Raw genomic sequence first — 26,617 nt, forward strand, 5'->3', positions numbered from 1 at the left:
GAATTTACAATATGCACCGCACCCTGTTGTCCGCTAAAATCCATAACTGTACCTTGACGGAAGCCAACCTGAACTACGTCGGCAGCATCAGCATCGACCAACATTTGCTCGATGCGGCCGGAATTCTCGTTCACGAACAGGTGCAGGTGGTCAACACCACCAACGGGGAACGACTGATCACCTACGTCATTCCGGCCCCGGCTCACTCGGGCGAGATCCAACTCAACGGCGCCGCGGCCCGTCTGGCCATGCCGGGGGACCGCCTGATCGTGATGGCCTACGCCCAACTGACGCCGGAAGAAATCTCAACCCACCGGCCCACGGTGGTTCTGGTGGATGAAAATAACCGGGTCGTTGAAATTCGGGGCTACAATAATCCTAGTGAGACACTAACTTGGGCTTAAGCAATTCTGGAAACTGCGGTGCAATTCTAGACGATCGGTCGATCGGAACTTAACGATCCCAGAAGGTTCGGTCTCAAGTCTCAAGTCTTTCACCTACTGTAAAACGTCCGCCGTCAACCAAGATGTCAGTTTCAGATCCGCCCGCTCGGAATCCCCAGATTTCCAACGAAAACACGATGAATGACAATTCCAGTTCTCCGGAATTTTGCGTGCAGTTTTGGGGCGTGAGGGGGAGCGTTCCCACCCCGGGCCGCCAAACGATCCGATACGGAGGCAACACCTCCTGCGTGGAAATGCGCCTCGGGAACCAGCGCTTAATTTTTGATGGGGGGACGGGATTGCGGGTTTTGGGCCTGGACTTGCTCAAGCAGATGCCCGTCGAAGCCCGCGTCTTCTTTTCCCACACCCACTGGGACCACATCCAGGGGTTTCCGTTTTTCGTGCCCGCCTTTATTCCCATCAACCGCTTTCACATCTACGGGGCGATCGCTCCCGACGGGACGACCATCAAAGAACGCCTCTCCGACCAGATGGTACACCCCAACTTCCCCGTCCCGATGCACGTCATGCAATCGGATATGAAATTTTACGATATCGTCCCCGGCGACGCGATCGCCCTGGACGGGGGAATCAAAATCGAGACGGCCCCCCTCAACCATCCCAACGTCGCCATCGGCTACCGCGTCACCTGGGAAGGCCGCACCGCCGTCTACTGCAGCGACACCGAGCACTTTCTCGATCGCTTCGATGAAAATGTCCTCCACCTGGCCCGCGATGCCGACCTGCTGATCTACGACGCCACCTACACCAACGAGGAATACCACGACCGCGAGTCCCCGAAACTCGGCTGGGGACACTCCACCTGGGAAGTGGGGGTGGAGGTGGCTAAAAAAGCCGGGGTGAAGCAGGTCGTCATGTACCAGCACGACCCCTCCCACGACGACGACTTTCTCGATGCGATCGAAACCCAAGTCCAAGCCCATTTCCCCAGCGGAATGGTCGCCCGAGAAGGTATGATCCTCACGTTAGACTAGGGCGGCGATCAATGCCCCCTCCACCGATGTTTGATTCCAAATTCTCCCACCCGCAGCGATCGCGGCGACGGTCCCTACTGCTGCGATGCTTCTGCATCCTGATTGCCGTCTGCCTCGCCGTCGGCATCACTTCCCGTGGCACCACTCAAACTCCCAACACCTCAATTGGAACGGTCGATTGGGTCCCGCCACAATATCAACTCGGCCAGGAACTCTACCTGGAAAACTGCGCCACCTGCCACATCCCTATCCCGCCACAAGTCCTGCCCCGACAGACCTGGCAGCAAATCCTCCAAGATACCGATCATTACGGCGTCCAAATCGACCCCCTCATCGACCCCCCCAGGCTCCTGATCTGGAACTATCTCCGCACCTTTTCCCGGTCAATGAGCGTCAACGAGGAACGCATCCCCTACCGGATCGAGCGATCGCGCTTTTTCAAAGCCCTGCATCCCCAGGTGGAATTTTCCAAACCCATCACCCTCAATAACTGCCAGACCTGCCATCCCGGCGCCTCGGATTACGATTTTCGCAGTTTGAGTGCACAATGGGAAAGAATTGATCATTGATAATTGATCATTGATAATTGTAGCAACGATCGCGACAAGTTCAATGCCCGAACCCCTGGGAAATCAATTTTCCAGCTAACAGCTCAAATCATATTCAGAGGATTGCAGAGTCTGTTCGATCAAAAAAACACACCTCATCTTAAATCCGGTTGAATACTCGCAACAAAACGGGTTGGATATAAACACACGAGCGCGATACTTGCGATATTAGCAAAAATCATATCAAGTCCTGTCGATCGCCAACAGCTTCATATCAACCCATATCGCCGTATATCAGGAGTTTGAGCCGATTGACGGTTTGGATTTATTTCTGGTGATCGAGCGGATTTTATATGATATAACAGTTGGGTAGCACGGGCATCCGGCCTGTATTGAATGACAGAAATCATTTTTATAAAAACGATTGTTGCGGACATGATATCATTTTTCATTTTTCACTCTTCACTTTCCCCACTCCCCACTTCAAGACTTGTTCGGACGGTTGATGGGTTCTCCCGCAACCCAAGTAATTCCGTCTTTCTCTTCGGGTTTGGGGAGGCGTTTGTCGAGCAGGGTTTCGATGTTTTCCAACTTGTTATTCATCCCACGCAGTTCTTTCGCCACCTGCTCCATGCTGTGGGCTATAATTTGCAGGGATTCTTGTTTGCCAAATTTTCCGCCGATCATATTTTTGACTCCAATTATTCGACTCTTTTTCGAGTCTCTCACGGCTCTCGGCCGGAAAACGACCCCCCAGAGACAGATTTTTCGCCGGAAGCCACCGCACGAAAGCAGAATTCCTTTTTCTCGTATTCGCGACAACAGGGGTGGGGGCGATCGATGAACCAGTGCTCGCATCCCCGCCGAGACAGGCTTGAAATCTGGCTTCCGGCACTCTCAAACGCTCCGTGCATACAAATATTGCCTTCGTGTTCTCTCAAAATAGCCTTCGCCACATCGATGGTAAATTCTCCCTCACGGCGCCGACACAGCGTCCGGACGCGACTTTCCCGCGAGTTGGGAGATGCTTCGTAAAATCCCCCTTCCGAGAAAATGCGGGCAAAATCGAAATCTTTTATTCCCTCACATAATCCCATCGCGATCGCGCGATCAACGACTCCGGGATGTCGCAAATTTCCCGCCGTTCGGATACTGAGATTGTTGGAAATCGATCGCGTCCCGTGGGTGACTCGTTCGGCAATCCAAAATTCTCCCGCCGTTTCCAATACCCAGGCTTCCGTGGCATCGGCAATCAGAAAAGAATTGTGATAATTCATCGGGAACGCTTCGGCACAGTTTCCCCCCTGTCCGTAGTGATTCAAAAGCTCGATCATACAGTCTAAAGCGGCTTTCGCCGTCTCGCCCCGTTCCAATCCTAACCGCACTAAATCCATTCCCAATAACCCATCGCTGCGATAGGGTTCCGTCGTCCAAACGGCTTCGTTGCCGATAACAACCCCGCACTCATTGGCACCCATTTCCGCCCCCCACATCCATCGCGGTTTGGAGAGGATGACGGCGAGGGTTTTCTCGACTTGGGGGATTTCGATATAAGTACACCGCAGACGATCGCCGGGGGGATAATACATTCTGGGGAGGGCGATCGCATCTTGCAGTTCTCCGGCGGGGCGATCGCTATTTTTTCCGAAAATAACGTGACCGTCGGGGGTCGCATCCGGCAGAGCAACGAAAGTATCGCACATGGTCTGATCTGAGCCACACTCTGTCAATTATGATATCAAAAACTTCCAGAAAAATCAATCCTTTTCGCCGAAAATACCTATCAAAATTTCGAGTCATGGTGTCAACTCTTCTGGGACGAGATAGCGTTTGGGATCGGGCTGGATGTAGCGATCTTGGCGGTGGAAAATACCGAACCGCCAATCCTCTACCGTGGTGACGATGCCCTATCATATCGGTGTATCGGATTGCGTCCAGCGTTCGAGGGCTAACAATGCGATCGCCAGTTGTACGATAACGCATTAATTAAGCTCGATTTTTTAACCACAGAGACACAGAGAAACACAGAGAGAGGATTGATTGCAATCTCCATGGTTTCTGATCGAAATCAGGGAGTTGTAAAAAGCAAATTTTTGGATTCGATCATTATGTTGATCGCCCCTCACTTTTCTCGCCCGCCCTATTCGGACTCTCTCGATTTTCCGTATCGGTAAAAACGACATCTTCATACAGTGCATCAAAGCTGATCCGAAAATCGATGCTTTGAAACTGAATTTCCTCGTCTGGCGTGTAGAATTTTACCCTCCAAACTCCATCGGATTGACGTTGAAAACAGTCCGCCCGCTTTTTGGTTTGATCGATCACAACATATTCTTGCAAGGTTTTCAGTTTCCGATAGTCGGCGAATTTATCGCCGCGATCAAATCCCTCGGTTTTCTTGGATAAAACTTCGACAATTAAACAGGGATATTTTTTAAAGGTATTCAATTCGCGATCGCGATCATCGCACGTCACCATCACATCGGGATAAAAGAAACGATTAGCCGCATCCACCTGGGCTTTCATATCCGTCATACATTTGCGATTTTACTGATGATAAATACTGCCGTAATTCTTTCTGTATTTAAAAGGCTAAATCAGCAATTAAGCAAAACAATCAGTACAGAAAATATGCAAATGTCTGGTGATACGGATTTGACGAAAAAGCGGGAACTGATTAATCAATATGCCGACCTCTTCGCCCACTGTCTGGAAGTCGCCCAAACCCGGTTTAAGGGCAAAGTTTCAGAAGCCGAACTGGAGAAATTGGCGATCGCATTTTTTGAACGTTCCTTGAATTCAGATGAGTCAAAAAAGGGGGGTTAAGAATTGTTTTAAAGGGATATTATGGCAACCGGAGAGGGTTGCTTCTACTGGATTGTCTGGGTTGGTTGTTGTGGGCGATGCCTACCCGACTGGATTCACAGGTGATGTGGGCAAATCAACTGTTTATATAAGCTGTGCTAATCAAACTGTCGAAATTATTTTAATTTACAAAATTTTTTCAGAAAATAATAAAATTTTGACTGAAAATTGTTCTCAAAGACTTGACGGCAGAATGGGGGTTCTGGTAGGATAGAGGAAACGCCTCCCAAGGGGTTCTCGTGTCTACTCGCCAAAATAGAGGCTCAAACCCCGATTATTTCGTGAAAAATTCGGATTTTTTGGAAAAATCGAAACACTGCGACGCACCAATTTTCCGAGTCCCCCGGGAGGGGGGCTTGACAAAATGGTAATTTTGTGGGTTGGGGAAAATGCGATCGCAAAATCCCCCCAAATTTTCAAGATTTCCGATTGACAAATCCCCCGACTTGACCGATGATTAAAGAATGGGAAAGTGTGCCGACATATATAGTCGATTTTAGGGCTTTCGTTCTTGATATCATTCCCCATTCCGAACGCGGATGAATGGGATTTCACAGATGACACTGTTGATTGATTCCCGACTTTATTAAGATTCCCACAGCCGCCGTCCGGTTCGCCCCCCGAGTCGTTCGTGGGTGTCCCGCAGCAGGCGGGGGATGTCGAGATTTTCGGGGCATCGGGGCAGGCAGTCGCCGCAGTCCGTACAGCGATCGCCGCGTCTTCCGGGAAACCAATGTCCGGCATTCTCAAACATACCGTAGCGGTATTTTCCGAATTCCACCATATCGTAGGCGATCGCCAGATTTCGCAGCCGCAACACTTCCGGGATATTGATCACTTCCGGACAGGGCAGACATTCGTAACACTGTCGGCAGGTGTCGGTTCCTAACGTCGTTTCTAAAGCCGTTTCCAGGCGTTCTAAGGCGGTTCGTTCGGCATCCGTGAGGGGGAGGTCACTGTCGCACACCCGCAGCGGTAAATCCAATTCTGGCGGGCTGGCGGGTCCGACGCTGAGGGTTCCGATGCGACGATCGCCCAACAGAAACCGATAGTTGAGTTCCAGGGGAGAAAAGGGGCGGCAGAGTTCGGCCAGTTTGGGGGGCGGGGTGTAGAGTCGTCCCCCCTTGTCCGCCGGGGAAATAATGAAAATGCCCATATCCTTTTCGTGGGCCCGGGCGATCGCGGGGGCGTTGCGTCGGAAAAAATAGTAATAGTGGAGGTTGATAAACTCGAAGCGATCGGTTCGGATGGCGTTTAAAATTACCTCCAGGGGGGCGTGGGTGGAAAAGCCGAGGTGCCGCACCCGTCCGTCCGCGATCGCCCGATCAATACCTGACATTCCCGCGATCGCCCGTTCGAGATGTTCAGCGGTATTGATGCCGTGGATAGCCAACCCGTCCAGAACATCCAGGTTCAGCCGCGCCAGGGAATCGTCGATCGCCCGTTCTAAAGTATCCGGATCGGGCGTCGGGGGGATCTTGGTGGTGATGTGAAGTGGCGATCTGGCCGCGGGCAAACCCGCCTTCAAAGCCGCACCCAGGTATTCTTCGCTCTTTCCGTAGCCTTGGGCGGTTTCGATGTGGTTGATCCCCATTAAAATAGCCCGTTCCAAAGTGTTGCGGGCATTTTCGGGAGATGCCAAGAACCGCATCGTTCCCAGAGAAAAAACGGACAGGTTCAAATTGGTTTTGCCAAACCGCCGGTAATGCATGGGACTCCAAGAATGGGGCGATCAGGTTGTCGCTCCGGGACGGAACGGGGATCGGACGATTTCACCGCCTATTGGGCTTCATCTTTGCGGACATCAGCCCGTCGAATCAGTTCTTCGGGACTGAGGTTGGCGACAAATTCTCGGAACGCCCGCCGTTCGGCTTCGTCGGCATCGCGATCGACGGGAATCGAAGCATCGGCGATCACCTCTTCCATGACCCAGATCGGGCTGTCCGTGCGGAGGGCAATGGAAATTGCATCGGACGGACGGGCGTCGATCTCCTTTTTCATCTCTCCTTGACGGACGACCAAGACCGCATAGAATGTATTGTCTTGGAGGGAGTGGATCACGATCCGCTCCAGAACCATATCCCAGGTTTCGATGAAGTTGACGAAAAGATCGTGAGTGAGGGGTCGGGGAGGTTTATGATTTTCGAGGGCGCCAATTATGGATTTTGCTTGATCCTGACCGATAAAGATGGGCAAGGCTCGTCGCTCCGTCGCGTCCCTGAGCAAAACGATGGGACTGCGGGTGGTAGCATCTAGTGCGATTCCGGCGACTTTCATTTCAATCATCGGTTCAGCCTCGATAAAATACGGTAAGCAAACGACTCGGTAGACCTGCAGACAGACATCCTGATTTCCAGTATGCCTCGATTTCGACTGGAATTGACAGCGGATTTGTCCCGAATTCCTTGAGAGGGGGGGATCGAGTGGGGGCGGTAGCCGGCGGGCGGGGGGCGATCGCAGGGCGTGAGATGTCCCGGCATACAACGGCGGGGAGCTAGAACGGGCAAGGCGGAAATAGACCGGATTTGACAAGGTATCAAGGGCGATTCTAGCTCACCAAAGGCAAAACGGGCATCGATGCTGGGGGTCGCGTCACCCGACGGGGGTGGCTCGGAAAATATAGCAGTGCGCGATCGTGTAGTTACAAGGTCTAGAAACGGGAGTCGGTATGAGGGAGTCGGGGGATTGAGAATTCTCACCCATCCGGTGTTTAACTACGCGGCTCGCACAGCGCTATATTTCTTAATCAAACTTTAATCGCATACGGGAAAAATGCCATGTTCACCGGATTAATTCAAGCCTTGGGAACCGTCGAACCCCTGGGGGACGATCGCTTCGGGATTGCCTGCGCGGCGGGGGATTCAGATGCAATTTTGACCGATCTGGCGATCGGCGATAGCGTCGCCGTGGACGGGGTGTGTCTGACGGTGGTGGAAATCCTCCCGGAGGGCTTCGTGGCGACGGCCTCCCCCGAAACCCTGAGCCGTACCACGTTGGGGGAAAATTTGCAAGCTTACGCCAATTTGGAAACCTCCCTGCGGGCCGGGAGCAAGTTGGGGGGACATTTCGTGACGGGCCACGTCGATGCGATCGGCTGTTTGGACTTCGCAGTATCCACCGGAAATTCCTGGGAAATGCGCTTCGTCGCCCCGAGCACCTCCCCCTTCTGGCATCAACAGATCGCCCCCTATCTCGTCCCCAAAGGTAGTATCGCCGTCAATGGCGTCAGTCTAACCATTGCGAATTGCGATCGCGGCGGCCGCTGGTTTCAAGTCGCTGTCATCCCCCACAGCTACGAATCCACCAACCTCCGCCACCTGCAACCGGGCAGTCCCGTCAACCTCGAAGCCGACATCCTCGGCAAATACGTCGCCAAATTCCTCGGCAACCACCCCGGTTCGCCCACAGACATCACCCCCGAATTTCTCGCCGAACACGGGTTTGGATAATTAACAATTAACAATTAATAATTAACAATTAATAATTGTTAATTTATTTTTTTAGAGCAACGAGCGCTCGCGTGGTTACAGTTGAAATGGGATCGGAAATCTTCAAACCCTTATAGAAAAGCAGTTTCAGTTCCCGACTCCCTAATACCGACTGCCGAAGACCGCGCGCAGCGCTATACCCACTGCTGCAGGGCTGTTTCATTCTCGGCTAAAGATTGTCGAAGATGACGAGGAAAACCGTTTATGGGAGACAGGGACAAGGGTTTTTTTCGGTCAAAAATACCGGGTCATTCCGAAACATCTCCCTCTGCTCCCCCTGCTCTCCCTGCTCCCGGTCGCCCCCTCCGCTCCCCCTGCCATTTTTCTGCGGAAAATGAAACGGCCGGGCCTACTGCTGGGCTTTTTCCACATTCTCTTTGAACCCAAAATTGAGAGTCGGGGGCTCGATATTGGGGACGACGATATCCATTCCCGGTGGGAGGGGGGGGAGTTGGGGCAAGCCGGTTTCCAGGCTCATCGTTTTTTCCGGGAGGGTGGCGATAAAGTCATCCGAGGGCACTTCGGTGACTCGCAGGGTGTTGATCAGTTGGGAGAGGGCGAATTCGACCTCCAATTTCGGATCGAGGGCCACCCAGCCCTGATCGGTCAATTTCCGCAATTCAAAGTGCAGGTGCGGTCCGGTGGACAGGCCCGTATTGCCCACCCGTCCGATCACGTCCCCCTGACTGACAAATTCTCCGGGTTTGACGAATAATTCCGACAGGTGAGCGTAGAGGGTTTCTTTGGATTTCTGCTCGTGGTTGAGCACCACCGACAACCCGTATCCTCCCAGCCAGTCGGCTAGGGTCACTTGGCCGGAATAGGAGGCGACGACGGGGGTGCCGGTGTCCGCCCCGAAGTCGATGCCGGTGTGGAAGCGGCCCGAACCCAAAATGGGGTGCTGCCGCCAGCCGAATAAAGATGTGATCGGGGCGGGGATGCTGAGGGGGAACAGCAGGCTGGTATCTCCGTTGCCGGGGACTTTGGGGGGACGCATGGTGCGGTTGTAGTAGGCCATGCCGGAGTTGGTCATGGAACTGAAGCTCACCGGGCCGACGGGAACGGGTCCTAATCCCGCCACCGGAACTTGGTAGGAATAATCCCCGGTCCAACCGCTATTGGCGGCGGCTGGATATTGTTGCCAGGTGGAATGGCCGCCGCCATAGGTGGGTTGGGTTCCCCCGGTCCGGCCGATTCCCCCGGTGCGACCGATCGCGCCAGGTGCCCCGGAGGTTCCAGGCCCCCCGGTGGCGTAGATGGGTTTGCCGTCGGCTTGGTAGGCGGGGGGAGTGGCGGGGGGGGCGCACAGTCCGGAAACGTTTTCGCCCACTCCGACAGCGGTTTGGCATCCCGTGGAGCGATCGGAGAAAATTACCGCGTCGGGGGCCTGGTAACTGTCGGTTGCCCCGATGCTGTAGTCGGTGGGGTCGATGAAGCTATTGGCGGGACTCCCGGCCGCGTTATTTAAATTGGCATTGGGTGCGGGCTCTGGTGAGGCGAACTGCTTCTGTGGCAGCTCGATGGGTTTTTCTGGCGGTGTGATGGAGTAACCGGAATTGTCAACGGCCGGGGGTTCGTAGTAGGGTTCCGGTTCCGCGTAGGATTCCTGAACCGGGGGTTCGTAGTAGGGTTCCGGTTCCACATAGGATTCCTGGGGGGCCGGTTCGTAGTAGGGTTCCGGTTCCACATAGGATTCCTGGGGGGCCGGTTCGTAGTAGGGTTCCGGTTCCATATAGGATTCCTGGGGGGCCGGTTCCCAGGTTTTGGCGGGTTCCGGCTCAGGGGTGTAGGTGGTCGCGGGTTCGGATGCCCCGGTATCGAGGGGGATGGAAAATTCTTCGTAGGCGATCGCTCGGTTGGCGATCGCACCGAGTACCCCCAGGAAGCTCAATCCCAGCGCCAGGGAACGCCGGGGAAGGCGGTTCGACGAGACGGCACGGTTTTCGGGTGTCAAATTGGGATTAGAGTAATTGGATTCGGTCATTTCCTCACAACCAGGAAGATAAATTGGGCAGGTTTGAAAAAAATCAGTCCGTCTGAAGGGGAGAGCCGGTTCGACGGCAGCAATCGCCGCCCGATCGCCGATTGAAAAGCTTGTTCCGTTGCCTGTCGGCTGTTTTCTATTGCCGAGCTTCGGCGTTGTCGCCGTAGCCGAGTCTTATTGTACCGGGAGCCAGAGCAATTTCCGACCCGATCGTCCCGGGGCGATCGGCTTCGAGTCGCACCCTCAATTCCCCCGCGGCCGTCACGCCGACGACCGTCCCGGGCCGTCCGCCCGCCATGACCCGACGTCCGATGTCGCCGAGCAGTTTCCGGTAAGCAGACCCGAACCCATCCGTTCCGAGTTGTCTCCATTGCCGGAACCCCAGTTGAATGCCCCACAGGACGAGGGCGGCTAACAGTTCGACGGAGTTGACCCCCGGCGATGTCGGATGGTCGGTGAAAAAATCCTCAAGGTTGATGCCCGTGGGGGGGACGGGGTTGCTCCAGTTCAAGCCGACGCCGATGACGGCTTGATTGATGCGCCCATTTTTAACTTTTGTTTCTGTCAGGATACCACCCAATTTCCGTTCTGTCAGGAGCAGGTCGTTGGGCCATTTGAGAACGACGGGAATCCCGCGATCGCGCAATGCCACGGCGATCCCCCAGGCGCTACACTGGGTCAACCCGGCCTGCTCCCCCGCCGGGATGTCCGGGGCGACGGCGTGGGACAGATACAGCCCCCCCGGGTCGGACTCCCACCGCCGCCCCCACTGGCCCCGCCCCGCCGTCTGTCGGGCCGCGATGACGGCGGTTCCCGGCGGCGCCCCCGAGGCGAGGAGTTCCCACAGGGTTTGATTGGTGGAAGCGAGGGTATCGAACGTTAAAATATTGACGGGATGTAAAGAATCGGAAGCGCTCGTTTGCAAGGTTTGTAAGGCGGCGAGGATGCGATCGCGGTTCATAGACTCGGGAATGGGGAATGGGGAATCAAGTCGCCCTGAAAGGGCGAGGCTTGAAACCCAGACTGGCGGTCAAAAATCGAATCTGATCTAACATGGGAAGGGCTGACTGGCGAGACCGACATCCCCCATGCACATCTGGACTTGGCAGGAGTGGCAGGGATTGCCCTACCTGACCTGTAGTATTTTAAGCCCGTGGCGACACGGTTTTTTTTCGAGACACTTCGGCCCGGGCTCCCCGGCCGATCTGGTGGAAGTCCTGCAACCGGGTGCCCCGGCTTACCGCACCAGACAGGTTCACGGCAACGAAGTGTTGAAGACCACCCAGGTGGCTCCCCTCTCTTCCGGGGCCGAAACCCCCCTCGCCGAGGCCGACGGCCTACTGAGCCACAAACCCCTGGAATCCGTCTGGGTGGCCAGCGCGGACTGCGTGCCGGTGCTGATCGGGGACGGGGTGACGGGGCGGGTGGCGGCCGTGCACGCCGGGTGGCGGGGGACCGCCGCCAAAATTTTACCGGAGGCGATCGCACAATTTAAACAGCAGGGGAGCCAGATCCCCGATCTGCGGGTGGCGATGGGTCCGGCGATTTCGGGCAAGGTTTATCAGGTGTCGAAGGACGTGGCGGTGCAATTGGCGGCTACCCTGCTGCTCACCGACACGGCGACTTCCCTGGCGGAGATTTGGGACCCCCTCTACCACCTGCCGAACCCGCCCCTGCTGCCGGACCCGGAACCCGACCGCGCCCGGGCGGACGTCCGCCGGTTCAACGCCCTGCAACTGGAACGCCTGGGGTTGGGTCCGGATCAGGTGGCCGTCTCCTCCCACTGCACCTACAGCCAGCCGGAGTTGTTTTTTTCCTACCGGCGCGATCGCCTCAAGTCCGTCCAGTGGTCGGGAATCGTCAATTCATCCCCCGGATAGCCCCACTTCCGACGGAGATTGAGTTAAGCTTTAAGCGTGTGCCCCAAAAGTCGGGCGTCACCCCCTTTCCCGGAGATTGGGGGACGCCCCGATCGCGGCGCAGCCAAGTATAATGTAAAAACCCAAAGCCCAACCACCGTTGATCTCGGTCAGTGGAGGGATGGCTTGCGAAACTTGAAACCCACCCTCGATTGTCCGGCAACGAGGGGCGGGCTGACAAAAGAGACTAGATTGCAGTTGATAAAGTGCGATGAGCGAGCAAAGTCCCTATGAACAGCTTGGGGTCGCGATCGATGCATCCTTTGACGAAATCCAGGATGCCCGCGATCGCCTCAGACAACAGTACAGCGGCGAGCGCCGGGTTCTAGAATCCATCGAAGCCGCCTACGATGCGATTCTCATGGACCGTCTCAAAATGCGCCAGGAGGGGAAAATTAAAGTTCCCGAAGGCATCCGTTTCCCCCCCGAACCCACTGCCAAAGCCCCACCGAAAGAAGTCAAAGCCCAAAGTAGTCCCAAGACCACCTGGCTCACCCAACTGCTCGACACCCCGAGCCGTTCAGAGTTGCTCTGGCCTTCGCTCATTTACCTGGGCCTGGGCGCTGTGAGCCTGTACCCGGGGATGAACGTGTCCCTGCTGCAACTTCCCCTCGCCCTGGGAGTGGCCGGTGCCCTCTATTTCCTCAACCGCAAAGAGAACAAGTTCGGCCGAGCCGTCCTGTTGACGGTGGGCGGGTTGATTTTGGGCCTGATCCTGGGAAGTGCCCTCACTTCGATAGCCGGTGCCATCTCGGTGGAGCGATTTATCACGCTGGTGACGCTCATCGTCCTCTGGTTGACGAGCGCCTTCCTGCGGTAGGACACCGGTCCGACTGTGGCGGTTTCCGGACGATTCAATTTCTTTTTTTGCCCCCGACCGATGGGCTTTGTGCCTCGGGTGGTCACGGCTTTTCCCCGTCGGCGCCAGTCTCCGGGACTCAGGGCGGGGTCGCTGCTCCTTGGTTGCCTCGCGGCCGTCGGGGGGTGGAGTGTCCCCGTGCGATCGCAGAGCGTGCCGTCCCCCAACCTCAACATCGCCAAAAGTGCCAAACCCTGTTTTCCGGATAACGCCGTCCTGCCGAATCCCCCCCTCTCCCAGACGGGACTGAGCATCCCCAACCTTTGGTTAGCCCAGGAGCGCTACGGGGGGAAAACCCTCAAACATTGGTTCGTGGAAGAGAAGTTGACCCGCCTCCTCCCCGACGTCTACCTGGAGCGATTCGTGACCTTGGTCGTCGATCGCCCGTCCTGGAATCAAAAAAGCTATCTCGACCAATACGTATTCGTCAACCATTTTGCCGACGCCGCCCGGGACTACGGATATGACCTGCGCGTGTGCGGCCCCTCGGGTGAGCTGTTGGGCTATTATTCCTGCGATTTCCAGACGGCCCCCCTCTCCTGCGACGTGCAACTCAAGTCCGGCGGGTTTCGCCTCCGGGATTTTAAACCCTTCGACGGCATCCCGGAGCAGTGAGGAAGCGGAGGAAGCTTCTGTGTCCCTACACCCTACACCCTACACCCTACACCCTACACCCTACACCCTACACCCTATTCCCCATTCCCCATTCCCCATTCCCCACTCACAAATTCAGCCACTTTCGGGTTTCTTCCGACAGGCCGGAATTGTTGCCAAATTTCGCCCCCGCCACCGTCGCCTCGGTGATGTTGCTGCCGAAGAGATTGGCCTGCCGCAAATTCGCGCCGGACAGGTTCGCCCGAGCGAGTTGGGTGTGGCGGATGGCGGTCTCCATCAGATGGGTTTCGGTGAGGTTGGCATCGGCCAAATTCGCCCGGGTCAAGTCGCTCCGCTGCAGGTCGGCCCGGGTGAGGTCGGCCTCCCGCAGGGAGGCGTAGCGGCATTGGGTGGCAAACAACTTCGCACCGCAGAAGTTCCCCCCGTCCAGGATCGCCTCGTTGAGTCGGGCCCGGGAGAAATTGCTGTTCTGGAACCTCCCCCGGCTCAAATTGGCGCGATCGAGCCGCACCCGATACAACTTCGCCCCCCGAAGGTCGGCGGCCGTCAGATCCACTTCCGTCAGGTCCGCGTCGCTCAGGTCCGCACCTTGCAAATTCACCCCCCGCAAATCGGCGCCCCGCAGCTTGGCCCCCCGCAAATTGGCGTTTTGCAACTTCGCCCGGGTCAGGCAGGCCCGTTCCAGATTCGCAAACTGGAAGTCGGCCCCTTCGAGGTCGGCGTTTTCTAAGTTGGTTGACTCCAGGGCCGCTTCATAACAATTGGCCTCCCTCAAATCGGTGCGGTGGAGGTGGGCGCCGGCGAGGTGGGCGCGGGTCAAATTGGCCCGCCGCAAGTCGGCCCGCCCCAAGTTGGCGTCGAGGAGGCGGGCTTCCGAGAGGTTGGCGCCTTTCAAATTGACGATGAATAACTGCGCCCCATTTAACGTGGCCCCGTGCAGGTCGGCCCCTTCCAGGTTGGCCAGCCGCAGGTCGAGTTCGCTCAAATCGATCGCAGCCAGATCCGTCCCCCGCAGGTCAGCCCCCTTGAGATCCAGGCTTCTCAAATTGACCTGTTTGAAGTTGACCCGGCGCAGGTCCGGTCCTTTCAACTGACAGAACAGGCGGTAGGCGCTCAGGTCGTCGATCAGCGGCCCGGACACTTCGTCCCGGTCGATCTTGACGAGGTGGTACTGGACGTTTTCGGTGAAAATGGTGAAGACGAGGTTGAAGATTTCCAGGAAGAGGATGAAGTGGCGACAGCGCTCTTCTTCGTGTTTTTGATAAAACTGGATCAGTCGGGAGATTTTTAGCTCCAAGTGGGTGCGGGAGGAATGGCAGAGTAAAATCAGTTTCAACAGCAGGATCGCCAGGGTGAGGGCGCTGCCACGACCCATCATCAAGTTAAAAATAAAAGATGGATGGCGTCCATCTTCCGTGGTCAAAAATTCGATCAGCCGGTTGCAGGTGCGAATTTTTAAGCTTTTATCGAGGGGGTTTTCGTCGTAGTTTGGATAGATCTGGTCGAGTTTTTCGGAGATTTTTTCCCGCAATATTTTGATGGGATACTGTTCCCCCTGATGCAGCGCGAGGTACTCGGGTAAGGCGGTTTTGAAGTTCCAGTAGCTGACATTGGCGGTGGCTTTGAGAAACAGTTCCGCCTGGTGGGTGTAGCTGTAAATGCGCTGGGTGGAAATGGTTTTTTTGAGGAGTTCGAGAACGGCGTCGCCGAGTTGGGTGGGATTTTGAACCGGACGGACGGATGGGCTGCTGACGTGCGATCGCGCGATGTACATGGCGAGATCGAATTTGTACTGCTCCCGGAGCTGTTTGGAGAGTTTTCGCGCTACCTCCTGCTGTTCCGGCGAGTTTTTCGGGTTCATGTACTGGGGCACTAATAAATAGCTCCTGTAACGGCTGCTCCAGCCCTGACCGTGTTGGAAGGCGCAGTGGCGGATATCCTGATAGTCGGAACCCTTGAGAAAGTCTCGAACCCGGTTCCGGAGCTGCCCCAGTTGCGGGTCGATGATTTCGTATTCGTCCTCCGGGGCCGTCTCTATTTGTTTGAGTAACGTCTCCGCCGCCTGATAATTGCGGTTGATATACCAGTTGTTGATCAGGATGTAAAAACTGCGCTTGAGCAGCAGGTTAAAAGCGCCTTGTTCATCTCTCAGGTAAAACTGCAGGGCGCGATTGACGGGATCACAACTACTGTCCCCATTCCAAAAGGTCGCAAAAAATTCTTTCAGAACTGCCTCGGCATCCCAATTTTTGACAATTTCGATCCAAAAATCGCAGACGATTTCCTCCAATCCTTCCGGACTTTGAGGAGAGAATAGGTTTCCAGAAGAATCCATTGTCGAATTCTCGGCGGTACACCCTTTGGTCATGATCTGGTGTTTGAAAATGAAATGACGAACAGGTTACACTATAGCTTATCAAATAAAATCGTCGGTGTCAATTGACCCGCCACGATCCCGGATGCGATCGCCCGTTTACGACCCCCTCCATCCCACCCCGTTACCGCCCCAAACGGGGGTTTATTTCTCCAATTATAAGGACTCCAGCCACAAATTTTCAAAGCCGATTTTCCGCAGTTTCGCAACCGTTAATTTTTCCAAATCGTCGGTTTAAAATGTGTCAAAAAAACCGGTCGGTCGGCCGCGATCGCCATATTTTTAAATTAAACTAAAGTTTTGCCCCCTCTTCCGACAACTTTGGCACAATTGCGGTAAATCCACTGTAACCGCCGAGGAAACCGCCATGAATGCAGAAGAACTCTTAAATCGCTACGCGGCCGGAGAGCGCAACTTCCGGGATACGGACCTATTTCGGGCCGAATTGAGCAATGTCAATCTCAGCGGGGCTAACCTGTTCCGGGCTAACCTATTCCGGGCCAACCTGTTTCGGGCCAACCTCCTGGGGGTGAGTTTGTTCAATTCCACCTTGATCGGGGCGAACCTCTACTGTGCTAACTTGAGTGGAGCGGACCTGAGCGGGGCCAACCTCACCCGCGCCGACCTGACGGGCGCCGACCTGAGCGGGGCCGACCTGAGCGGGGCGGACCTGAGCGGGGCTATCCTCACCCACGCCAACCTCAGCTACGCCGACCTGACCCGAGCGAACCTGATGCGGGCGGAATTGGTGGACGCGGCCCTCAGCCACGCCAAATTTCAGGGGGCGAACCTGAAGGGGGCGAACTTTGCCGGGGCACTATTGCAGAATGCCAAACTCACTCAGATTATCGGTCTGACTCCGGCTCGCATCCTGGAATTGAAGGAACAGGGCGCTATTTTTGACGCGGCTCCGACTGCGGAGGTCAATTCTAAAGTCGGGAGTCGGGAGTAGGGAGTCGGGAGTCGGGAATGGAAAGCAGAGTGCCTCTGTTTCCTCTATTTCCTCCGCTCCCTGCCTGTCGAATTGAGATTGAGACGATTACTATGGCTGCATCCAAACGAAAGTCTTCGAGTCAGCACCGCACGGTTTACTCGGAGTTCGGCAATTCCTCCCGGTCGGAGGCGACGGAACGGGGGACTCCGGAGTTGCCCCCGAACCAGCAAAACGTGCGGGTGCAAGCCACCCGCAAGGGGCGAGGGGGGAAAACTGTGACGGTGATTTCCGGGTTTCAATGCAGTTCGGAAACTCTGGCGAAGTTGCTCAAACAACTGAAAAGTCAGTGCGGCACGGGGGGGACAGTGAAAGACCAGACCCTGGAAATTCAGGGCGACCACACCCAAAAGCTGGTGGAGGTGCTGACGAAATTGGGATACAAGGCCAAAAAAAGCGGCGGATGACGGAAATTCCCATTCACGAAACGTTTCAGGAAACGGTCCAGGGCGAGGGCTACTGGGCGGGGACTCCGGTGGATTTTATCCGCTTGGCGGGGTGTCCGGTGGGGTGTCCGTGGTGCGATACGGGATATGCGGACGGGGGGAAGGGGTTGCCCCGGCGGGTGCGGCGGTTTGAGGAGTTGTTGGCGGAGTTGCGATCGCCCCGGGTGGTGATTTCGGGCGGCGAACCGTTTATTTATCCGCAATTGCCGGATTTGGTGGAGGCGGTGGAAGAGACGGGGCGGCGGGTATCAATTGAGACGTCGGGGGCGTTTTGGCAGGCGGTTCCGGCTTCGACTTGGGTGACGCTGAGTCCGAAAGAACACGTCAGCCCCCGCTATCCGGTGGTGTCGCAGATGTGGGATCGGGCGGATGAGGTGAAGTTGGTGATCGAGACGGGGGAGGAGTTGGCGTATTACCGATCGCATTTGGTTGAATTGGGCGAGATTCCGGTGTTTTTGCAGCCGGAGTGGACCCGGCGCGATCGCACCTTGCCGCTGGTGTTGGAGTTGTTGAGACGGTTTCCCCGCTATCGGCTGTCGGTTCAGTTGCACAAGTATATCGGGGTGGAGTGACGGAAAAAGGGTGTATCGAATTGCTGAAAACTGACTGCTAATTGCTATACATGATATTATTTTTGAGGTTGCCAGTCATCGGTCGCCGCCAATTTTTCGGCAATTTCATCGGCGATCGCCCGATTTCCTGCGGGAGTCAAATGCAAGCCGTCATCGAAATAGCTTTCGAGGAGTTCCGGAGAACGGCCCGACCACACCCGATAAAAGTCGATAACCGGAACATTCATCCCGTTTAACTGTTTCAAAAAATCGGATTTGCGGGGAAATGTGTAAGCCGGATCGGTCAACTCCCGGAGTTCCGGGATCAAGATGACGACCGCCGGAATATCTTCGCGCTCTGCCAACTCGACAATGGTTTGTAAACTGGTCAAATTGTCCTGAAACTGGGCATCCAACTCCGATCGCGTCGGCGGTTCGGCATCGGCGGGAGTCGAATTGGATTGAGGTGCCAATCGCGGCCACAAGTAGCGATTCCAGGCTTCTGATAAAGCCGACCGGGGTTTGCGATCGGGAAAGTTGGGGTCTCGTCCGACGGGCTCGCCGGTACGGGTCGGTTGCGTCAAATCGTGGCTCCCAATTTCCACGATCAACAGGTCGCTTTCAAATAAACCGAATTGGAGCAAATATCCCAATTGGTTTCCGATCCCCCACGACCCGGCGGACGCATTCAAAACTTCGATCTTTTGATTGTCTTGGTCGGCCAACTGACGTTCCAGAAATTCCGAAATCGTCTCGGATTGATCGACGGAATTTCGGCCGTTCAAAATGGAATCGCCGGTCATCAAGATCCGAAAGGTATCGGGCGGTTTTTCTGAAGTGGTCGGTTCGGATCTTTGAGAATACTGGTTGTATTGCACCCGCCTGAAAAATCGGGTGATATTTTGATCGGGTTTAAAGCGATATCCGGTTTTCGGATCGGCCTGAAAGAGGACGGGATTTCCCAGCCCCAAGACGAATCGTAACAGGATTTCCGCCGCGACGATCGCCACAAATGCGGACCCCATTAACCCGATGAGTTTCGAGCGTTTCATTTTGATGAATCTCCGATTTAACTTGTCCGAATTTGAGATGGGGTCATCTGGAAAATGCGCCCCCCCTACCGCCGCCAAATCCAAACCGTTCCATCCTCATCCCCCCCCACCAACGTCTGACCGTCGATCGCGAATTGGAGAGAATTCACCGGCGCCGTGGCATCGGTTAAAGTATTGAGCAATTCCCCGGTTTGAACGTCCCAAATTTTCACGGTGCGATCGCGGCTGCCGCTGGCGATTTGTCGCCCGTCGGCACTCACCGCCACCGCCAAAACCTCCCCCCGATGACCCGTCAACGTCCTCACCTCTTCCCCCGATCGCAAATTCCAAAGTTTAATCGTATTGTCCGCACTGCCGCTCACCACCTGTTTTCCGTCCGGCGTAATAGCCACGGACCGCACCGCCCCCTCGTGCCCCCGCAACTGATACCGCAACTGCGACATCTCCAAATCGACGACATTGACCGTGCGATCGGCCGAACCGCTGGCCAACCAGCGACCGTTGGGACTGAAGGCCACCGAATACACCGTATCCGTGTGGGCGAGATCATTATAGAGAATCTGCCCCGTCTTCCGATCCCACACCCGCACCGTCGTGTCCGCGCTCCCCGTGGCGATCGCCTTATTATTCGGACTAATTTCCACCGCAAAAATCGGACCGGCGTGCTCCAGGGGCGAATACAACTCCCCGGTTTGCAAATTCCACTCCAAAACCCGCCAAAACTCCGTCCCCGACGCCAACTCCGTCCCGTCGGAACTAAAATCCACGGCGAGGATAGCCGAGGTGTCGCCCAACAGCGTCTCCGCCACCTCCCCGGTTTCCAAATTCCACAGCTTGATAGTATTGTCCCGGGAAGCGCTGGCGACCGTCCGTCCGTCGGGACTGACAGACACCGACTCCACCGCCGCCGTATGGTCCGCCAACGCCGTCGCCGACGCATTTTTCCAGTAGACCACCCCCTGGCACTGCCGCAGCAAGTCTTGAGCTTCGACGTACTGGCTGGAAGACTTAGGCACCGCCTTGGCCCGGGCGATGCACTCCTCGTAATTTTCCGCCGCCAGCAGACCGCCGATCTGCCGCACCTGTTCCCCCTCGAGTCGTTCCTGCCGTTCCCGGGCGACCTGTCCCTGCCTCCACTTTTGATACTCGTAAAACACGAAGGCCAGGATCGCGATCGCCAGGGAAATCGCCGCCAGGACGAACCAAAAATAAACGGGAGGGCGGGACCCGGATGCCGGTTTCGCAGGGAGTCGCGACCGTTTCCGGCGCCGGTCGATCCCCAGCCAAGCCGAGATCCCGTCCAGCCAGGTGCGGGGCAGGATGTGGCTCTCGATCAGGGCCACATCTTCGTCCGAAATGCCCAACATCTGTTGCAGGCGATCGAGTTCGGACCGGGTTTCCTCGCTGAACGGATATTGCTGCTGCACCGCCGCCGCCAGAGCCCGTTCGTAGCGTTCCCCCTTCTGGCGATATTTGCGGTAGGGGTTGAGAATTTCATCTTCGACCGCCTCCGCCTCCTCCTCGGTCAGTTCCAAATTCTGCCGCAATTCCTCCAAAATTTGCTGTCCGACCACCGAAATGTCCCCCCGGTGGTCGGCGCAGCGTTTCACCTCGTCCCGGTAGGTTTCCAATTTTTGCAGGTTTGCCGGGGTGCGATCGCGAAGCCACCGCTGGCCGATTTTTTCCAGGTCCGCCAACACCGCCTCCGCCGACTGATACCGCCGCCGGTAGTCGGCCTCGACCATCCGATCCACGATGTCCCCGAATTCGGAACTGACGATCGCCAAATGCCGCCAGACCAATTCCCCGGGGTTGCCGTGGTGGTTTTCCCGCAGTTTCCGCAATTCGTAGGGGGGGAGTCCGGTCAACGCTTGGATGGCGATCGTCCCGAGGGCGTAGATGTCGCTGTTGAGGTGGGGGTCGCACTCGAACTGTTCGACCGGCATATATTCCATCGTCCCGATCCGGCCCGTGGGGGGGTTGTTGTTCTGGCTGAAGCTGATTTCTTTCACCGCCCCGAAGTCCAGCAGCATCAACTTGCCGTCCGAGTCCCGCCGGATCAGATTCCCCGGTTTGATGTCCCGGTGGATCACCCCCTGGCCGTGGACGTAGCCGAGAATTTCCAGAACTTCTTTGACGATGGCGATGACCCGCTCCTCCGGCAGGGGCTGGCCGGGTAAGATCTCGTCGTTGAGGGAGTGGCCGCAGACGTAGGACTCGACGAGGTAAAATTCCTGGTTTTCTTCAAAATAGGCCAGCAGTTGCGGAATTTGGTCGTGTTGGGAGAGTCGCTCCAACACCTGGGCTTCCTGCTGGAACCGGCGGCGGGCAAGGTTGACCAGTTGGGGATCTTCGGCGAACAGTCGCAAATGCTTGACGAAGCAGAGGGACTCGCCGGGACGCCGGGTGTCTTTCGCCAAACTGGTGCTGCCGAATTCCCCCGATTCGATCACTTCGACAATTTGATAGCGTCCGTCTAAAAGCTGGTCAGTCATATTGCGGGGAATGGGGAATGGGGGATGGGGGACGGGCGTGAAAAGAGTTTGCTATCTGGGTTGCGGGATGGTGTCTTCTCCGTCGCGGCGATCGCTCTCAAGTCAGACCTCAACTCCACTGTGCTTGATTATGCCATTTTCTCATCTTCTCATTTTTGACGGGACGGGCCGGGTTCGGTTCGGGTGGGTTCGATTGGAAAGGGGGCGGGGGTTTGTGCGATCGCCCCCCGCCGCCGAGTGCGGATTTTCGGGGCGGGGGACTCGCTCCCCGGGGCGAAATTCGGAGCGGGCGATCGCCTCAAAAGCCTGACAAGGAAACGGTTTCGGGATTTGTTAAAAAATGTCAAAGGTTTTTTATTAAAAATTGTTGCACAAACTTGATCCCGTTGCTAAAGTGTGCGTATGAGTGAACGCTCGTAAAAAGGAGACGTATGAGCCATGTTCTACGCTACTGCCGTATTTGACCTCTCGTCGGCGATCGACTGAGTTCAGGTCTGATTGAAGATTGTCTCCCAGCGACCCGGGTCAGCCCTTCTCGACTTGTTTGCCGGAGATAGAGCCATCGCCCTTTCTCCAGACTGCTCAACCCAGAATTTAGGAATTTGGGTTTCCCTTCGGAACCATTGAAGACGCTCCAATTGAGTCCCATCCATCACTGACGAAAACACTACGCTTCGTTTCACCGCCATTTCGGATAGCGAGCCGTGCGATTGAATTCGCTGGCTCTCGGCTTCCCTGGGGTGAACTCCACACAGGAGGTATTTTATGGATATCAAAGGCATTACAGCTCTGATTACCGGGGCTTCCCGTGGCATCGGGCGAGCGATCGCCTGGGAGTTGGCCCGCAACGGCGCCCGTCGCCTATTGTTGGTGGCCCGCGATCGCCAAAAATTGGCGGAACTCGCGGCCGAACTGACGGCGATGGATGTCGAAGTCGTCACCCTCGCCCTAGACTTGCGGAAACCCGCCGAAGTTAATATGGCGATCGTCCGGGCATGGCGCTCCTACGGGCCCATCGACTTGCTGATCAACTGCGCCGGAGTCGCCCACCAGACCCCCTTCTTGCAGTCCAAACTTCCGGACGTCCAGGAAGAACTCTCCCTGAACCTGATGGGACTTTACACCGTCACCCGCGCCGTTGCCCGCCGCATGGCGACCCAAAAGCGCGGCACCATCGTCAACGTCTCCAGTGTGATGGGCAAAATCGCCGCCCCCACCATGTCCACCTACTCGGCCACCAAATTCGCCATCCTCGGCTTCACCCAAGCCCTGCGGGGAGAGCTGGCCGACCACAACATCCGGGTGATGGCCCTGCTCCCCACCCTCACCGACACTGACATGACCCGGGGCCTGAAATTGTTCCGCTGGGTGGTTCCCATGACCCCCGAACAGGTCGCCCAAGAACTGCTCCTGGGACTGCGGAAGGACTCCGCCGAGATCGTGGTCGGCTGGCAGAGCCACCTCGCCATATTGTGCAGCCGCATCGCCCCCGGGTTGCTCGACAAGGTGCTGAAAATGGCTTCCCCCCTGTCGGGAAAATCTGACAAATCCCCCGCATGGCGACGGGCCGGGGGGTTTTAGGAGCCAGGGGGGCCGCCCCATAAAAATCGGGCTTGTCATGCCAGAATCCCTGGCGCGGCAAGCCCTCGCGTTTTATGGAAGTTATCCGAACTCGGGGGTGATCGGCCCGTCCCGAGTCCGGATCAAAAGGAGTAGGCCGTCTGTAGGGCCCATCCAATCAGGAGGCCGATACTGCCCAACACCAGCAGCGAGGAAAGAATCACTGCGGCGGGGCTGTCCGCTCCCTTGAACTTCATAATTCCCCGATCTAAGTCTGATGGCATAGATACTGATTCCAACTCTAGGTTTAATTTTAGCGGAACTGTGGATATTTGAGATGGCAAGATGTTACAGTTCTTTATCAATCGAACCGCGCTCAATTTTTGGGGGCAAACGACCGAAGTTAACCGTCACTTCTGAAAGATTCGCCGATCGCTGAGTTGGCGATCGCCCGATGGCAAACAGTAGTAAACTGTAACATGAGGCGAAGATTCAGCCCTGAAAAATTAAAGATTTTTTTCCAAATTGGAGCATCCCCCTTGTCAGAAACATGAGAGCCGAGACCCCATGCAGGATGAAACCTATAAAATTTTATTGATCGAAGATCGCCCGGGCGATCGGGAACGAGTCCGCCAACTGCTTTCCGGGGCCAGTTCGTCCTCAATTACTCGGGGAATGTCTTTCGAGTTGACGGATGCTCCCGAACTTTCCGCCGGCCTGGAACTGCTCGACGGTCAATCCTTCGACCTGGTGTTGTTTTCCCTCGACTTGCCCGACCACCGGGGAATCGAAACGTTGATCGAGTTCAAACAAGTGGTTTCCCAAATCCCGGTCGTCATTTTGACGGCCGACAAAGACGAAACGGTGAGGGTGCGGGCGATGCAGTTGGGTTCCCAGGGTTACTTGGTCAAAGATCAGATCGATAGTAGTTTATTATTGTACAGCATTCGGTTGGCGATCGAGGGCCAGCAACAGTTGAAAATTTTGGAACAAAATCAGTGGCAGCAGTTTCAAGAATTGGAATTTCAGGGACTCGCCCACCTCGCCGACTCGATTAAAACCAACGTCACCGCCAAATTGTTCGGCCTAGCTCCTTTGCGGGAGGCTGTCCCCGACATCTTTTCAGAAATGGTCGAAAAATATGGAAAATTGCTGGAGTTGGCGTTGGAACAGCGGGCCTATAAAGTCGAACATAATATTTCGGATCATCTCCGCTCCCTGGCGGAACAGTTGGGGTTTCTGAAAGCCGGACCCCGGGATGTGGTCGAAATTCATACCCAGGCTTTGAAACAGAAAACCCGAAATACTAATGTGGTCAAAACCCAGGCTTATGTGGTGGAGGGACGGTTGATGGTTTTGGAATTGATGGGATATCTGACATCGTTTTATCGAAAATATTTTATCGGTTTGAGTAAACTGAATGTTTCCAAAAATTACGAGGATCTGAGCTAAGGATGAACAAATACTTACTCAAGCTCTACATCACGGGAAATACCCTGAAATCCCAGCGGGCGATCGCTAATCTGATCCGAATTTGCGACCACGAATTGACGGATCAATATGAATTAAAGATTATCGATGTCTTGGAACAGCCGGAATTGGCGGAAAATGAAAAAATCCTCGTCACGCCGACTTTGATCAAACAGTTGCCCCAGCCGATCCAGCGGATCATCGGCGATATGTCCAACACCGACAAAGTTCTGTTGGGACTCGATTTGGTGCCCCAAGAGGAAGACGTTGACGGATAACAGACCACTACACTTGCGAGCGATCGATTCATGAATGATTACAGCGAAGATTTTATTGAAAAATTGGAGACGGGCATTCCGGGATTCGACTTTTTGGCCGACGGGGGACTCCCCCAGGAACGGGCGACATTGATCGCCGGGACCGCCGGCAGTGCCAAAACCGTTTTCGCCTGCCAGTTTCTCGTGGAGGGCATCCGCCGGGGCGAACCCGGGGTTTTCATCACCTTCGAGGAACCCCCCAAGGCCATCCGCCGAAATATGCGCGGGTTCGGCTGGAATATCGAGGAGTGGGAGGCGAAGAAGTTGTGGGTGTTCGTGGACGCCTCCCCCCAACCGGGCGAAAAGCCGATGGTGACGGGGGAATACGACCTGGGGGCGCTGCTGGCCCGGATCGAGTTCGCCATCCGCAAGTACAAGGCCAAGCGGGTGTCGATGGATTCCCTGGGGGCGATTTTCAGCCACCTCGCCGACACCGCCCAGGTCCGCAGCGACTTGTTCCGGATCGCCTCGGCCCTGCGGGAGTTGGAAGTCACGGCGATCATGACGGCCGAACGCACGGAGGAGTACGGGGAAATTAGCCGCTACGGCGTGGAGGAGTTCGTCGCCGACAACGTGGTTTTGCTGCGGAACGTGCTCTCGGACGAAAAGCGGCGGCGGACGATCGAGATCCTCAAATATCGGGGGACGGACCACCAGAAGGGGGAATTTCCGTTTACCATCGTCCCGGGCCAGGGGGTGGTGATCATTTCCCTGTCCGCGATCGAACTCGAACAGCGATCGTCCAACATCCGCATCACTTCCGGCAGCATCGAACTCGATCGGATGTGCGGCGGCGGCTTTTTCCGGGATTCCATCATCTTGGTGTCCGGGGCAACGGGGACGGGTAAAACCCTGATGGTGACTGAATTTATGGCCGGCGGCGTAGCCAACGAGGAGCGCTGTCTGCTTTTCGCTTTTGAAGAAAGTCGGGAGCAACTGTACCGCAATGCGGTGGGTTGGGGCGTCGATTTCGAGCGGGCGGAAAAAGAGGAGATGTTGAAGGTGGTCTGCCGCTACCCGGAATCGACGGGTTTGGAAAATCACCTGATTAAAATGAAGGAAATTATCAAAGAATTTCGCCCCAACCGGGTGGCGGTCGATAGCCTTTCCGCCCTGGAAAGAGTCTCGACATTGAAGGGATTTCGGGAATTTATTATCGGCTTGACTTCGTTCATTAAACAGCAGGAAGTCGGTGGTTTATTTACGTCCACAACGCCCACGTTGATGGGGGGAACGTCGATCACGGAAGCGCACATTTCGACGATTACCGATTCGATCATTTTGCTTCGCTATGTGGAAATGTACGGGGAAATGCGGCGGGGAATCACCGTTTTGAAAATGCGGGGATCGATGCACGACAAGGACATCCGCGAGTTCTCCATCGACGGGAAGGGGATGCACATCGGGAAGCCCTTCCGCAACGTGACCGGGATTTTGGCGGGCACGCCGATGTATGTCGCCCAAAGTGAGGTCGATCGCCTCAGCAGTTTGTTTGAGGGAGGCGGCGAGATGACGTGAATATCAAATCTCGATAGTACCGCTTGGGAATCAATTCCCTTTTCTTATAGCGAAAATTCTCTCAAGAGAATTGGGGAGTTATATCAGATCCGCTCGTTTAACCGTCCCCCGTGGGGGCAACCGTCTC

28 protein-coding genes are annotated in these 26,617 nt (G+C 55.8%); 17 read left to right on the top strand and 11 right to left on the bottom strand.

The genetic code is table 11. The features are described from left to right. Window positions 1-11: 11 nt before the first annotated feature. The 3 genes from panD (at window position 12) to AC0QHF_RS25290 (ending at window position 2,007) form a co-directional block, all read left to right on the top strand. Entirely contained in the window at window positions 12-404 is a 393-nt protein-coding gene (gene panD, locus AC0QHF_RS25280) for an aspartate 1-decarboxylase (RefSeq protein WP_324707034.1), read from the top strand. Between the two features lie 122 nt (window positions 405-526). Further along, window positions 527-1,438, top strand: coding sequence for an MBL fold metallo-hydrolase (locus AC0QHF_RS25285; RefSeq protein ID WP_375341466.1), 912 nt, complete (start codon window positions 527-529; stop codon window positions 1,436-1,438). A 26-nt stretch (window positions 1,439-1,464) separates the two neighbouring features. Further along, window positions 1,465-2,007: a cytochrome C gene (locus AC0QHF_RS25290; RefSeq protein WP_324707036.1), complete on the top strand. Its 543-nt coding sequence runs from the start codon at window positions 1,465-1,467 to the stop codon at window positions 2,005-2,007. A gap of 462 nt (window positions 2,008-2,469) precedes the next feature. On the opposite strand, the gene AC0QHF_RS25295 is transcribed toward AC0QHF_RS25290, so the two are convergent. From AC0QHF_RS25295 to AC0QHF_RS25305, 3 genes are all read right to left on the bottom strand, one after another. Continuing rightward, complete coding sequence (locus AC0QHF_RS25295) at window positions 2,470-2,673, bottom strand: hypothetical protein (RefSeq protein WP_324707037.1); 204 nt, start codon at window positions 2,671-2,673, stop codon at window positions 2,470-2,472. Window positions 2,674-2,711: 38 nt separating this feature from the next. Then, window positions 2,712-3,689: a C69 family dipeptidase gene (locus AC0QHF_RS25300; protein ID WP_324707038.1), complete on the bottom strand. Its 978-nt coding sequence runs from the start codon at window positions 3,687-3,689 to the stop codon at window positions 2,712-2,714. A 403-nt stretch (window positions 3,690-4,092) separates the two neighbouring features. Further along, complete coding sequence (locus AC0QHF_RS25305) at window positions 4,093-4,521, bottom strand: Uma2 family endonuclease (protein WP_324707039.1); 429 nt, start codon at window positions 4,519-4,521, stop codon at window positions 4,093-4,095. A 102-nt stretch (window positions 4,522-4,623) separates the two neighbouring features. Between AC0QHF_RS25305 and AC0QHF_RS25310 the strand changes: the two genes are divergently transcribed. After that, entirely contained in the window at window positions 4,624-4,812 is a 189-nt protein-coding gene (locus tag AC0QHF_RS25310; RefSeq protein ID WP_324707040.1) for a hypothetical protein, read from the top strand. After that, entirely contained in the window at window positions 4,790-5,065 is a 276-nt protein-coding gene (locus AC0QHF_RS25315) for a hypothetical protein (RefSeq protein WP_324707041.1), read from the top strand. Before AC0QHF_RS25310 ends, AC0QHF_RS25315 begins: the two co-directional genes overlap by 23 nt. A gap of 372 nt (window positions 5,066-5,437) precedes the next feature. Here the strand turns inward: AC0QHF_RS25315 and AC0QHF_RS25320 are convergent, their stop codons facing one another. Together AC0QHF_RS25320 and AC0QHF_RS25325 are read right to left on the bottom strand one after the other, a co-directional pair. After that, window positions 5,438-6,562, bottom strand: a complete 1,125-nt coding sequence (locus AC0QHF_RS25320) for an aldo/keto reductase (protein WP_324707042.1) — start codon at window positions 6,560-6,562, stop codon at window positions 5,438-5,440. Window positions 6,563-6,630: 68 nt separating this feature from the next. Further along, entirely contained in the window at window positions 6,631-7,137 is a 507-nt protein-coding gene (locus AC0QHF_RS25325) for a bifunctional nuclease family protein (RefSeq protein WP_324707043.1), read from the bottom strand. A gap of 491 nt (window positions 7,138-7,628) precedes the next feature. On the opposite strand from AC0QHF_RS25325, the gene AC0QHF_RS25330 reads away from it, so the two are divergent. Next, complete coding sequence (locus AC0QHF_RS25330) at window positions 7,629-8,300, top strand: riboflavin synthase (protein WP_324707044.1); 672 nt, start codon at window positions 7,629-7,631, stop codon at window positions 8,298-8,300. A gap of 388 nt (window positions 8,301-8,688) precedes the next feature. Here AC0QHF_RS25330 and AC0QHF_RS25335 read toward each other — a convergent pair whose 3' ends face one another. After that, entirely contained in the window at window positions 8,689-10,323 is a 1,635-nt protein-coding gene (locus AC0QHF_RS25335; RefSeq protein WP_324707045.1) for a M23 family metallopeptidase, read from the bottom strand. 136 nt (window positions 10,324-10,459) lie between these two features. Beyond that, on the bottom strand, window positions 10,460-11,284 hold the full coding sequence (locus AC0QHF_RS25340) for a biotin--[acetyl-CoA-carboxylase] ligase (protein WP_324707046.1): 825 nt from the start codon (window positions 11,282-11,284) through the stop codon (window positions 10,460-10,462). Window positions 11,285-11,411: 127 nt separating this feature from the next. Between AC0QHF_RS25340 and pgeF the strand changes: the two genes are divergently transcribed. The 3 genes from pgeF to AC0QHF_RS25355 all read left to right on the top strand — a co-directional run bounded on the left by pgeF (window position 11,412) and on the right by AC0QHF_RS25355 (window position 13,716). Continuing rightward, window positions 11,412-12,203, top strand: a complete 792-nt coding sequence (pgeF, locus tag AC0QHF_RS25345) for a peptidoglycan editing factor PgeF (RefSeq protein WP_324707047.1) — start codon at window positions 11,412-11,414, stop codon at window positions 12,201-12,203. 250 nt (window positions 12,204-12,453) lie between these two features. Continuing rightward, a complete protein-coding gene (locus AC0QHF_RS25350) occupies window positions 12,454-13,062 on the top strand; it encodes a CPP1-like family protein (RefSeq protein WP_324707048.1) in 609 nt (202 codons plus the stop codon). Window positions 13,063-13,122: 60 nt separating this feature from the next. Next, window positions 13,123-13,716, top strand: a complete 594-nt coding sequence (locus AC0QHF_RS25355; protein WP_324707049.1) for a hypothetical protein — start codon at window positions 13,123-13,125, stop codon at window positions 13,714-13,716. A gap of 106 nt (window positions 13,717-13,822) precedes the next feature. Here AC0QHF_RS25355 and AC0QHF_RS25360 read toward each other — a convergent pair whose 3' ends face one another. Further along, window positions 13,823-16,051, bottom strand: coding sequence for a pentapeptide repeat-containing protein (locus AC0QHF_RS25360; RefSeq protein ID WP_324707050.1), 2,229 nt, complete (start codon window positions 16,049-16,051; stop codon window positions 13,823-13,825). Between the two features lie 406 nt (window positions 16,052-16,457). On the opposite strand from AC0QHF_RS25360, the gene AC0QHF_RS25365 reads away from it, so the two are divergent. From AC0QHF_RS25365 to AC0QHF_RS25375, 3 genes are all read left to right on the top strand, one after another. Further along, window positions 16,458-17,042: a pentapeptide repeat-containing protein gene (locus AC0QHF_RS25365; RefSeq protein ID WP_324707051.1), complete on the top strand. Its 585-nt coding sequence runs from the start codon at window positions 16,458-16,460 to the stop codon at window positions 17,040-17,042. A gap of 92 nt (window positions 17,043-17,134) precedes the next feature. Continuing rightward, window positions 17,135-17,488, top strand: a complete 354-nt coding sequence (locus AC0QHF_RS25370) for a translation initiation factor (RefSeq protein WP_324707052.1) — start codon at window positions 17,135-17,137, stop codon at window positions 17,486-17,488. Next, window positions 17,485-18,099, top strand: a complete 615-nt coding sequence (locus tag AC0QHF_RS25375; protein WP_324707053.1) for a 7-carboxy-7-deazaguanine synthase QueE — start codon at window positions 17,485-17,487, stop codon at window positions 18,097-18,099. The genes AC0QHF_RS25370 and AC0QHF_RS25375 overlap by 4 nt, the downstream gene beginning before the upstream one ends. A 56-nt stretch (window positions 18,100-18,155) precedes the next feature. On the opposite strand, the gene AC0QHF_RS25380 is transcribed toward AC0QHF_RS25375, so the two are convergent. Together AC0QHF_RS25380 and AC0QHF_RS25385 are read right to left on the bottom strand one after the other, a co-directional pair. Next, entirely contained in the window at window positions 18,156-19,130 is a 975-nt protein-coding gene (locus AC0QHF_RS25380; protein ID WP_324707054.1) for an SGNH/GDSL hydrolase family protein, read from the bottom strand. A 65-nt stretch (window positions 19,131-19,195) separates the two neighbouring features. Next, window positions 19,196-21,625: a serine/threonine-protein kinase gene (locus tag AC0QHF_RS25385; protein WP_324707055.1), complete on the bottom strand. Its 2,430-nt coding sequence runs from the start codon at window positions 21,623-21,625 to the stop codon at window positions 19,196-19,198. Between the two features lie 130 nt (window positions 21,626-21,755). Here AC0QHF_RS25385 and AC0QHF_RS25390 point away from each other — a divergent pair, with 130 nt between their 5' ends. Both AC0QHF_RS25390 and AC0QHF_RS25395 read left to right on the top strand, forming a co-directional pair. Further along, complete coding sequence (locus AC0QHF_RS25390; RefSeq protein ID WP_324707056.1) at window positions 21,756-21,935, top strand: hypothetical protein; 180 nt, start codon at window positions 21,756-21,758, stop codon at window positions 21,933-21,935. A gap of 455 nt (window positions 21,936-22,390) precedes the next feature. After that, window positions 22,391-23,206 (top strand): SDR family NAD(P)-dependent oxidoreductase, encoded by an 816-nt coding sequence (locus AC0QHF_RS25395; protein WP_324707057.1) that lies wholly within the window; start codon window positions 22,391-22,393, stop codon window positions 23,204-23,206. Between the two features lie 122 nt (window positions 23,207-23,328). Here AC0QHF_RS25395 and AC0QHF_RS25400 read toward each other — a convergent pair whose 3' ends face one another. After that, entirely contained in the window at window positions 23,329-23,469 is a 141-nt protein-coding gene (locus AC0QHF_RS25400) for a hypothetical protein (protein ID WP_324707058.1), read from the bottom strand. A 283-nt stretch (window positions 23,470-23,752) separates the two neighbouring features. Between AC0QHF_RS25400 and AC0QHF_RS25405 the strand changes: the two genes are divergently transcribed. The 3 genes from AC0QHF_RS25405 to kaiC are packed head-to-tail and all read left to right on the top strand — an operon-like array spanning window position 23,753 to window position 26,490. Further along, window positions 23,753-24,637, top strand: a complete 885-nt coding sequence (locus AC0QHF_RS25405; protein ID WP_324707059.1) for a response regulator — start codon at window positions 23,753-23,755, stop codon at window positions 24,635-24,637. A gap of 2 nt (window positions 24,638-24,639) precedes the next feature. Continuing rightward, complete coding sequence (locus AC0QHF_RS25410) at window positions 24,640-24,933, top strand: circadian clock KaiB family protein (RefSeq protein WP_324707060.1); 294 nt, start codon at window positions 24,640-24,642, stop codon at window positions 24,931-24,933. Window positions 24,934-24,963: 30 nt separating this feature from the next. Continuing rightward, complete coding sequence (gene kaiC, locus AC0QHF_RS25415) at window positions 24,964-26,490, top strand: circadian clock protein KaiC (protein ID WP_324707061.1); 1,527 nt, start codon at window positions 24,964-24,966, stop codon at window positions 26,488-26,490. Window positions 26,491-26,617: the final 127 nt, after the last annotated feature.

Source organism: Lyngbya sp. CCY1209 (genome assembly GCF_055795065.1).

Coding starts and splice junctions, on each gene's coding strand:
- panD (WP_324707034.1), top strand. CDS start 12: ATGCACCGCACCCTGTTGTCCGCTAAAATCCATAACTGTACCTTGACG.
- AC0QHF_RS25285 (WP_375341466.1), top strand. CDS start 527: ATGTCAGTTTCAGATCCGCCCGCTCGGAATCCCCAGATTTCCAACGAA.
- AC0QHF_RS25290 (WP_324707036.1), top strand. CDS start 1,465: ATGTTTGATTCCAAATTCTCCCACCCGCAGCGATCGCGGCGACGGTCC.
- AC0QHF_RS25295 (WP_324707037.1), bottom strand. CDS start 2,673: ATGATCGGCGGAAAATTTGGCAAACAAGAATCCCTGCAAATTATAGCC.
- AC0QHF_RS25300 (WP_324707038.1), bottom strand. CDS start 3,689: ATGTGCGATACTTTCGTTGCTCTGCCGGATGCGACCCCCGACGGTCAC.
- AC0QHF_RS25305 (WP_324707039.1), bottom strand. CDS start 4,521: ATGACGGATATGAAAGCCCAGGTGGATGCGGCTAATCGTTTCTTTTAT.
- AC0QHF_RS25310 (WP_324707040.1), top strand. CDS start 4,624: ATGTCTGGTGATACGGATTTGACGAAAAAGCGGGAACTGATTAATCAA.
- AC0QHF_RS25315 (WP_324707041.1), top strand. CDS start 4,790: ATGAGTCAAAAAAGGGGGGTTAAGAATTGTTTTAAAGGGATATTATGG.
- AC0QHF_RS25320 (WP_324707042.1), bottom strand. CDS start 6,562: ATGCATTACCGGCGGTTTGGCAAAACCAATTTGAACCTGTCCGTTTTT.
- AC0QHF_RS25325 (WP_324707043.1), bottom strand. CDS start 7,137: ATGATTGAAATGAAAGTCGCCGGAATCGCACTAGATGCTACCACCCGC.
- AC0QHF_RS25330 (WP_324707044.1), top strand. CDS start 7,629: ATGTTCACCGGATTAATTCAAGCCTTGGGAACCGTCGAACCCCTGGGG.
- AC0QHF_RS25335 (WP_324707045.1), bottom strand. CDS start 10,323: ATGACCGAATCCAATTACTCTAATCCCAATTTGACACCCGAAAACCGT.
- AC0QHF_RS25340 (WP_324707046.1), bottom strand. CDS start 11,284: ATGAACCGCGATCGCATCCTCGCCGCCTTACAAACCTTGCAAACGAGC.
- pgeF (WP_324707047.1), top strand. CDS start 11,412: ATGCACATCTGGACTTGGCAGGAGTGGCAGGGATTGCCCTACCTGACC.
- AC0QHF_RS25350 (WP_324707048.1), top strand. CDS start 12,454: ATGAGCGAGCAAAGTCCCTATGAACAGCTTGGGGTCGCGATCGATGCA.
- AC0QHF_RS25355 (WP_324707049.1), top strand. CDS start 13,123: ATGGGCTTTGTGCCTCGGGTGGTCACGGCTTTTCCCCGTCGGCGCCAG.
- AC0QHF_RS25360 (WP_324707050.1), bottom strand. CDS start 16,051: ATGGATTCTTCTGGAAACCTATTCTCTCCTCAAAGTCCGGAAGGATTG.
- AC0QHF_RS25365 (WP_324707051.1), top strand. CDS start 16,458: ATGAATGCAGAAGAACTCTTAAATCGCTACGCGGCCGGAGAGCGCAAC.
- AC0QHF_RS25370 (WP_324707052.1), top strand. CDS start 17,135: ATGGCTGCATCCAAACGAAAGTCTTCGAGTCAGCACCGCACGGTTTAC.
- AC0QHF_RS25375 (WP_324707053.1), top strand. CDS start 17,485: ATGACGGAAATTCCCATTCACGAAACGTTTCAGGAAACGGTCCAGGGC.
- AC0QHF_RS25380 (WP_324707054.1), bottom strand. CDS start 19,130: ATGAAACGCTCGAAACTCATCGGGTTAATGGGGTCCGCATTTGTGGCG.
- AC0QHF_RS25385 (WP_324707055.1), bottom strand. CDS start 21,625: ATGACTGACCAGCTTTTAGACGGACGCTATCAAATTGTCGAAGTGATC.
- AC0QHF_RS25390 (WP_324707056.1), top strand. CDS start 21,756: ATGCCATTTTCTCATCTTCTCATTTTTGACGGGACGGGCCGGGTTCGG.
- AC0QHF_RS25395 (WP_324707057.1), top strand. CDS start 22,391: ATGGATATCAAAGGCATTACAGCTCTGATTACCGGGGCTTCCCGTGGC.
- AC0QHF_RS25400 (WP_324707058.1), bottom strand. CDS start 23,469: ATGCCATCAGACTTAGATCGGGGAATTATGAAGTTCAAGGGAGCGGAC.
- AC0QHF_RS25405 (WP_324707059.1), top strand. CDS start 23,753: ATGCAGGATGAAACCTATAAAATTTTATTGATCGAAGATCGCCCGGGC.
- AC0QHF_RS25410 (WP_324707060.1), top strand. CDS start 24,640: ATGAACAAATACTTACTCAAGCTCTACATCACGGGAAATACCCTGAAA.
- kaiC (WP_324707061.1), top strand. CDS start 24,964: ATGAATGATTACAGCGAAGATTTTATTGAAAAATTGGAGACGGGCATT.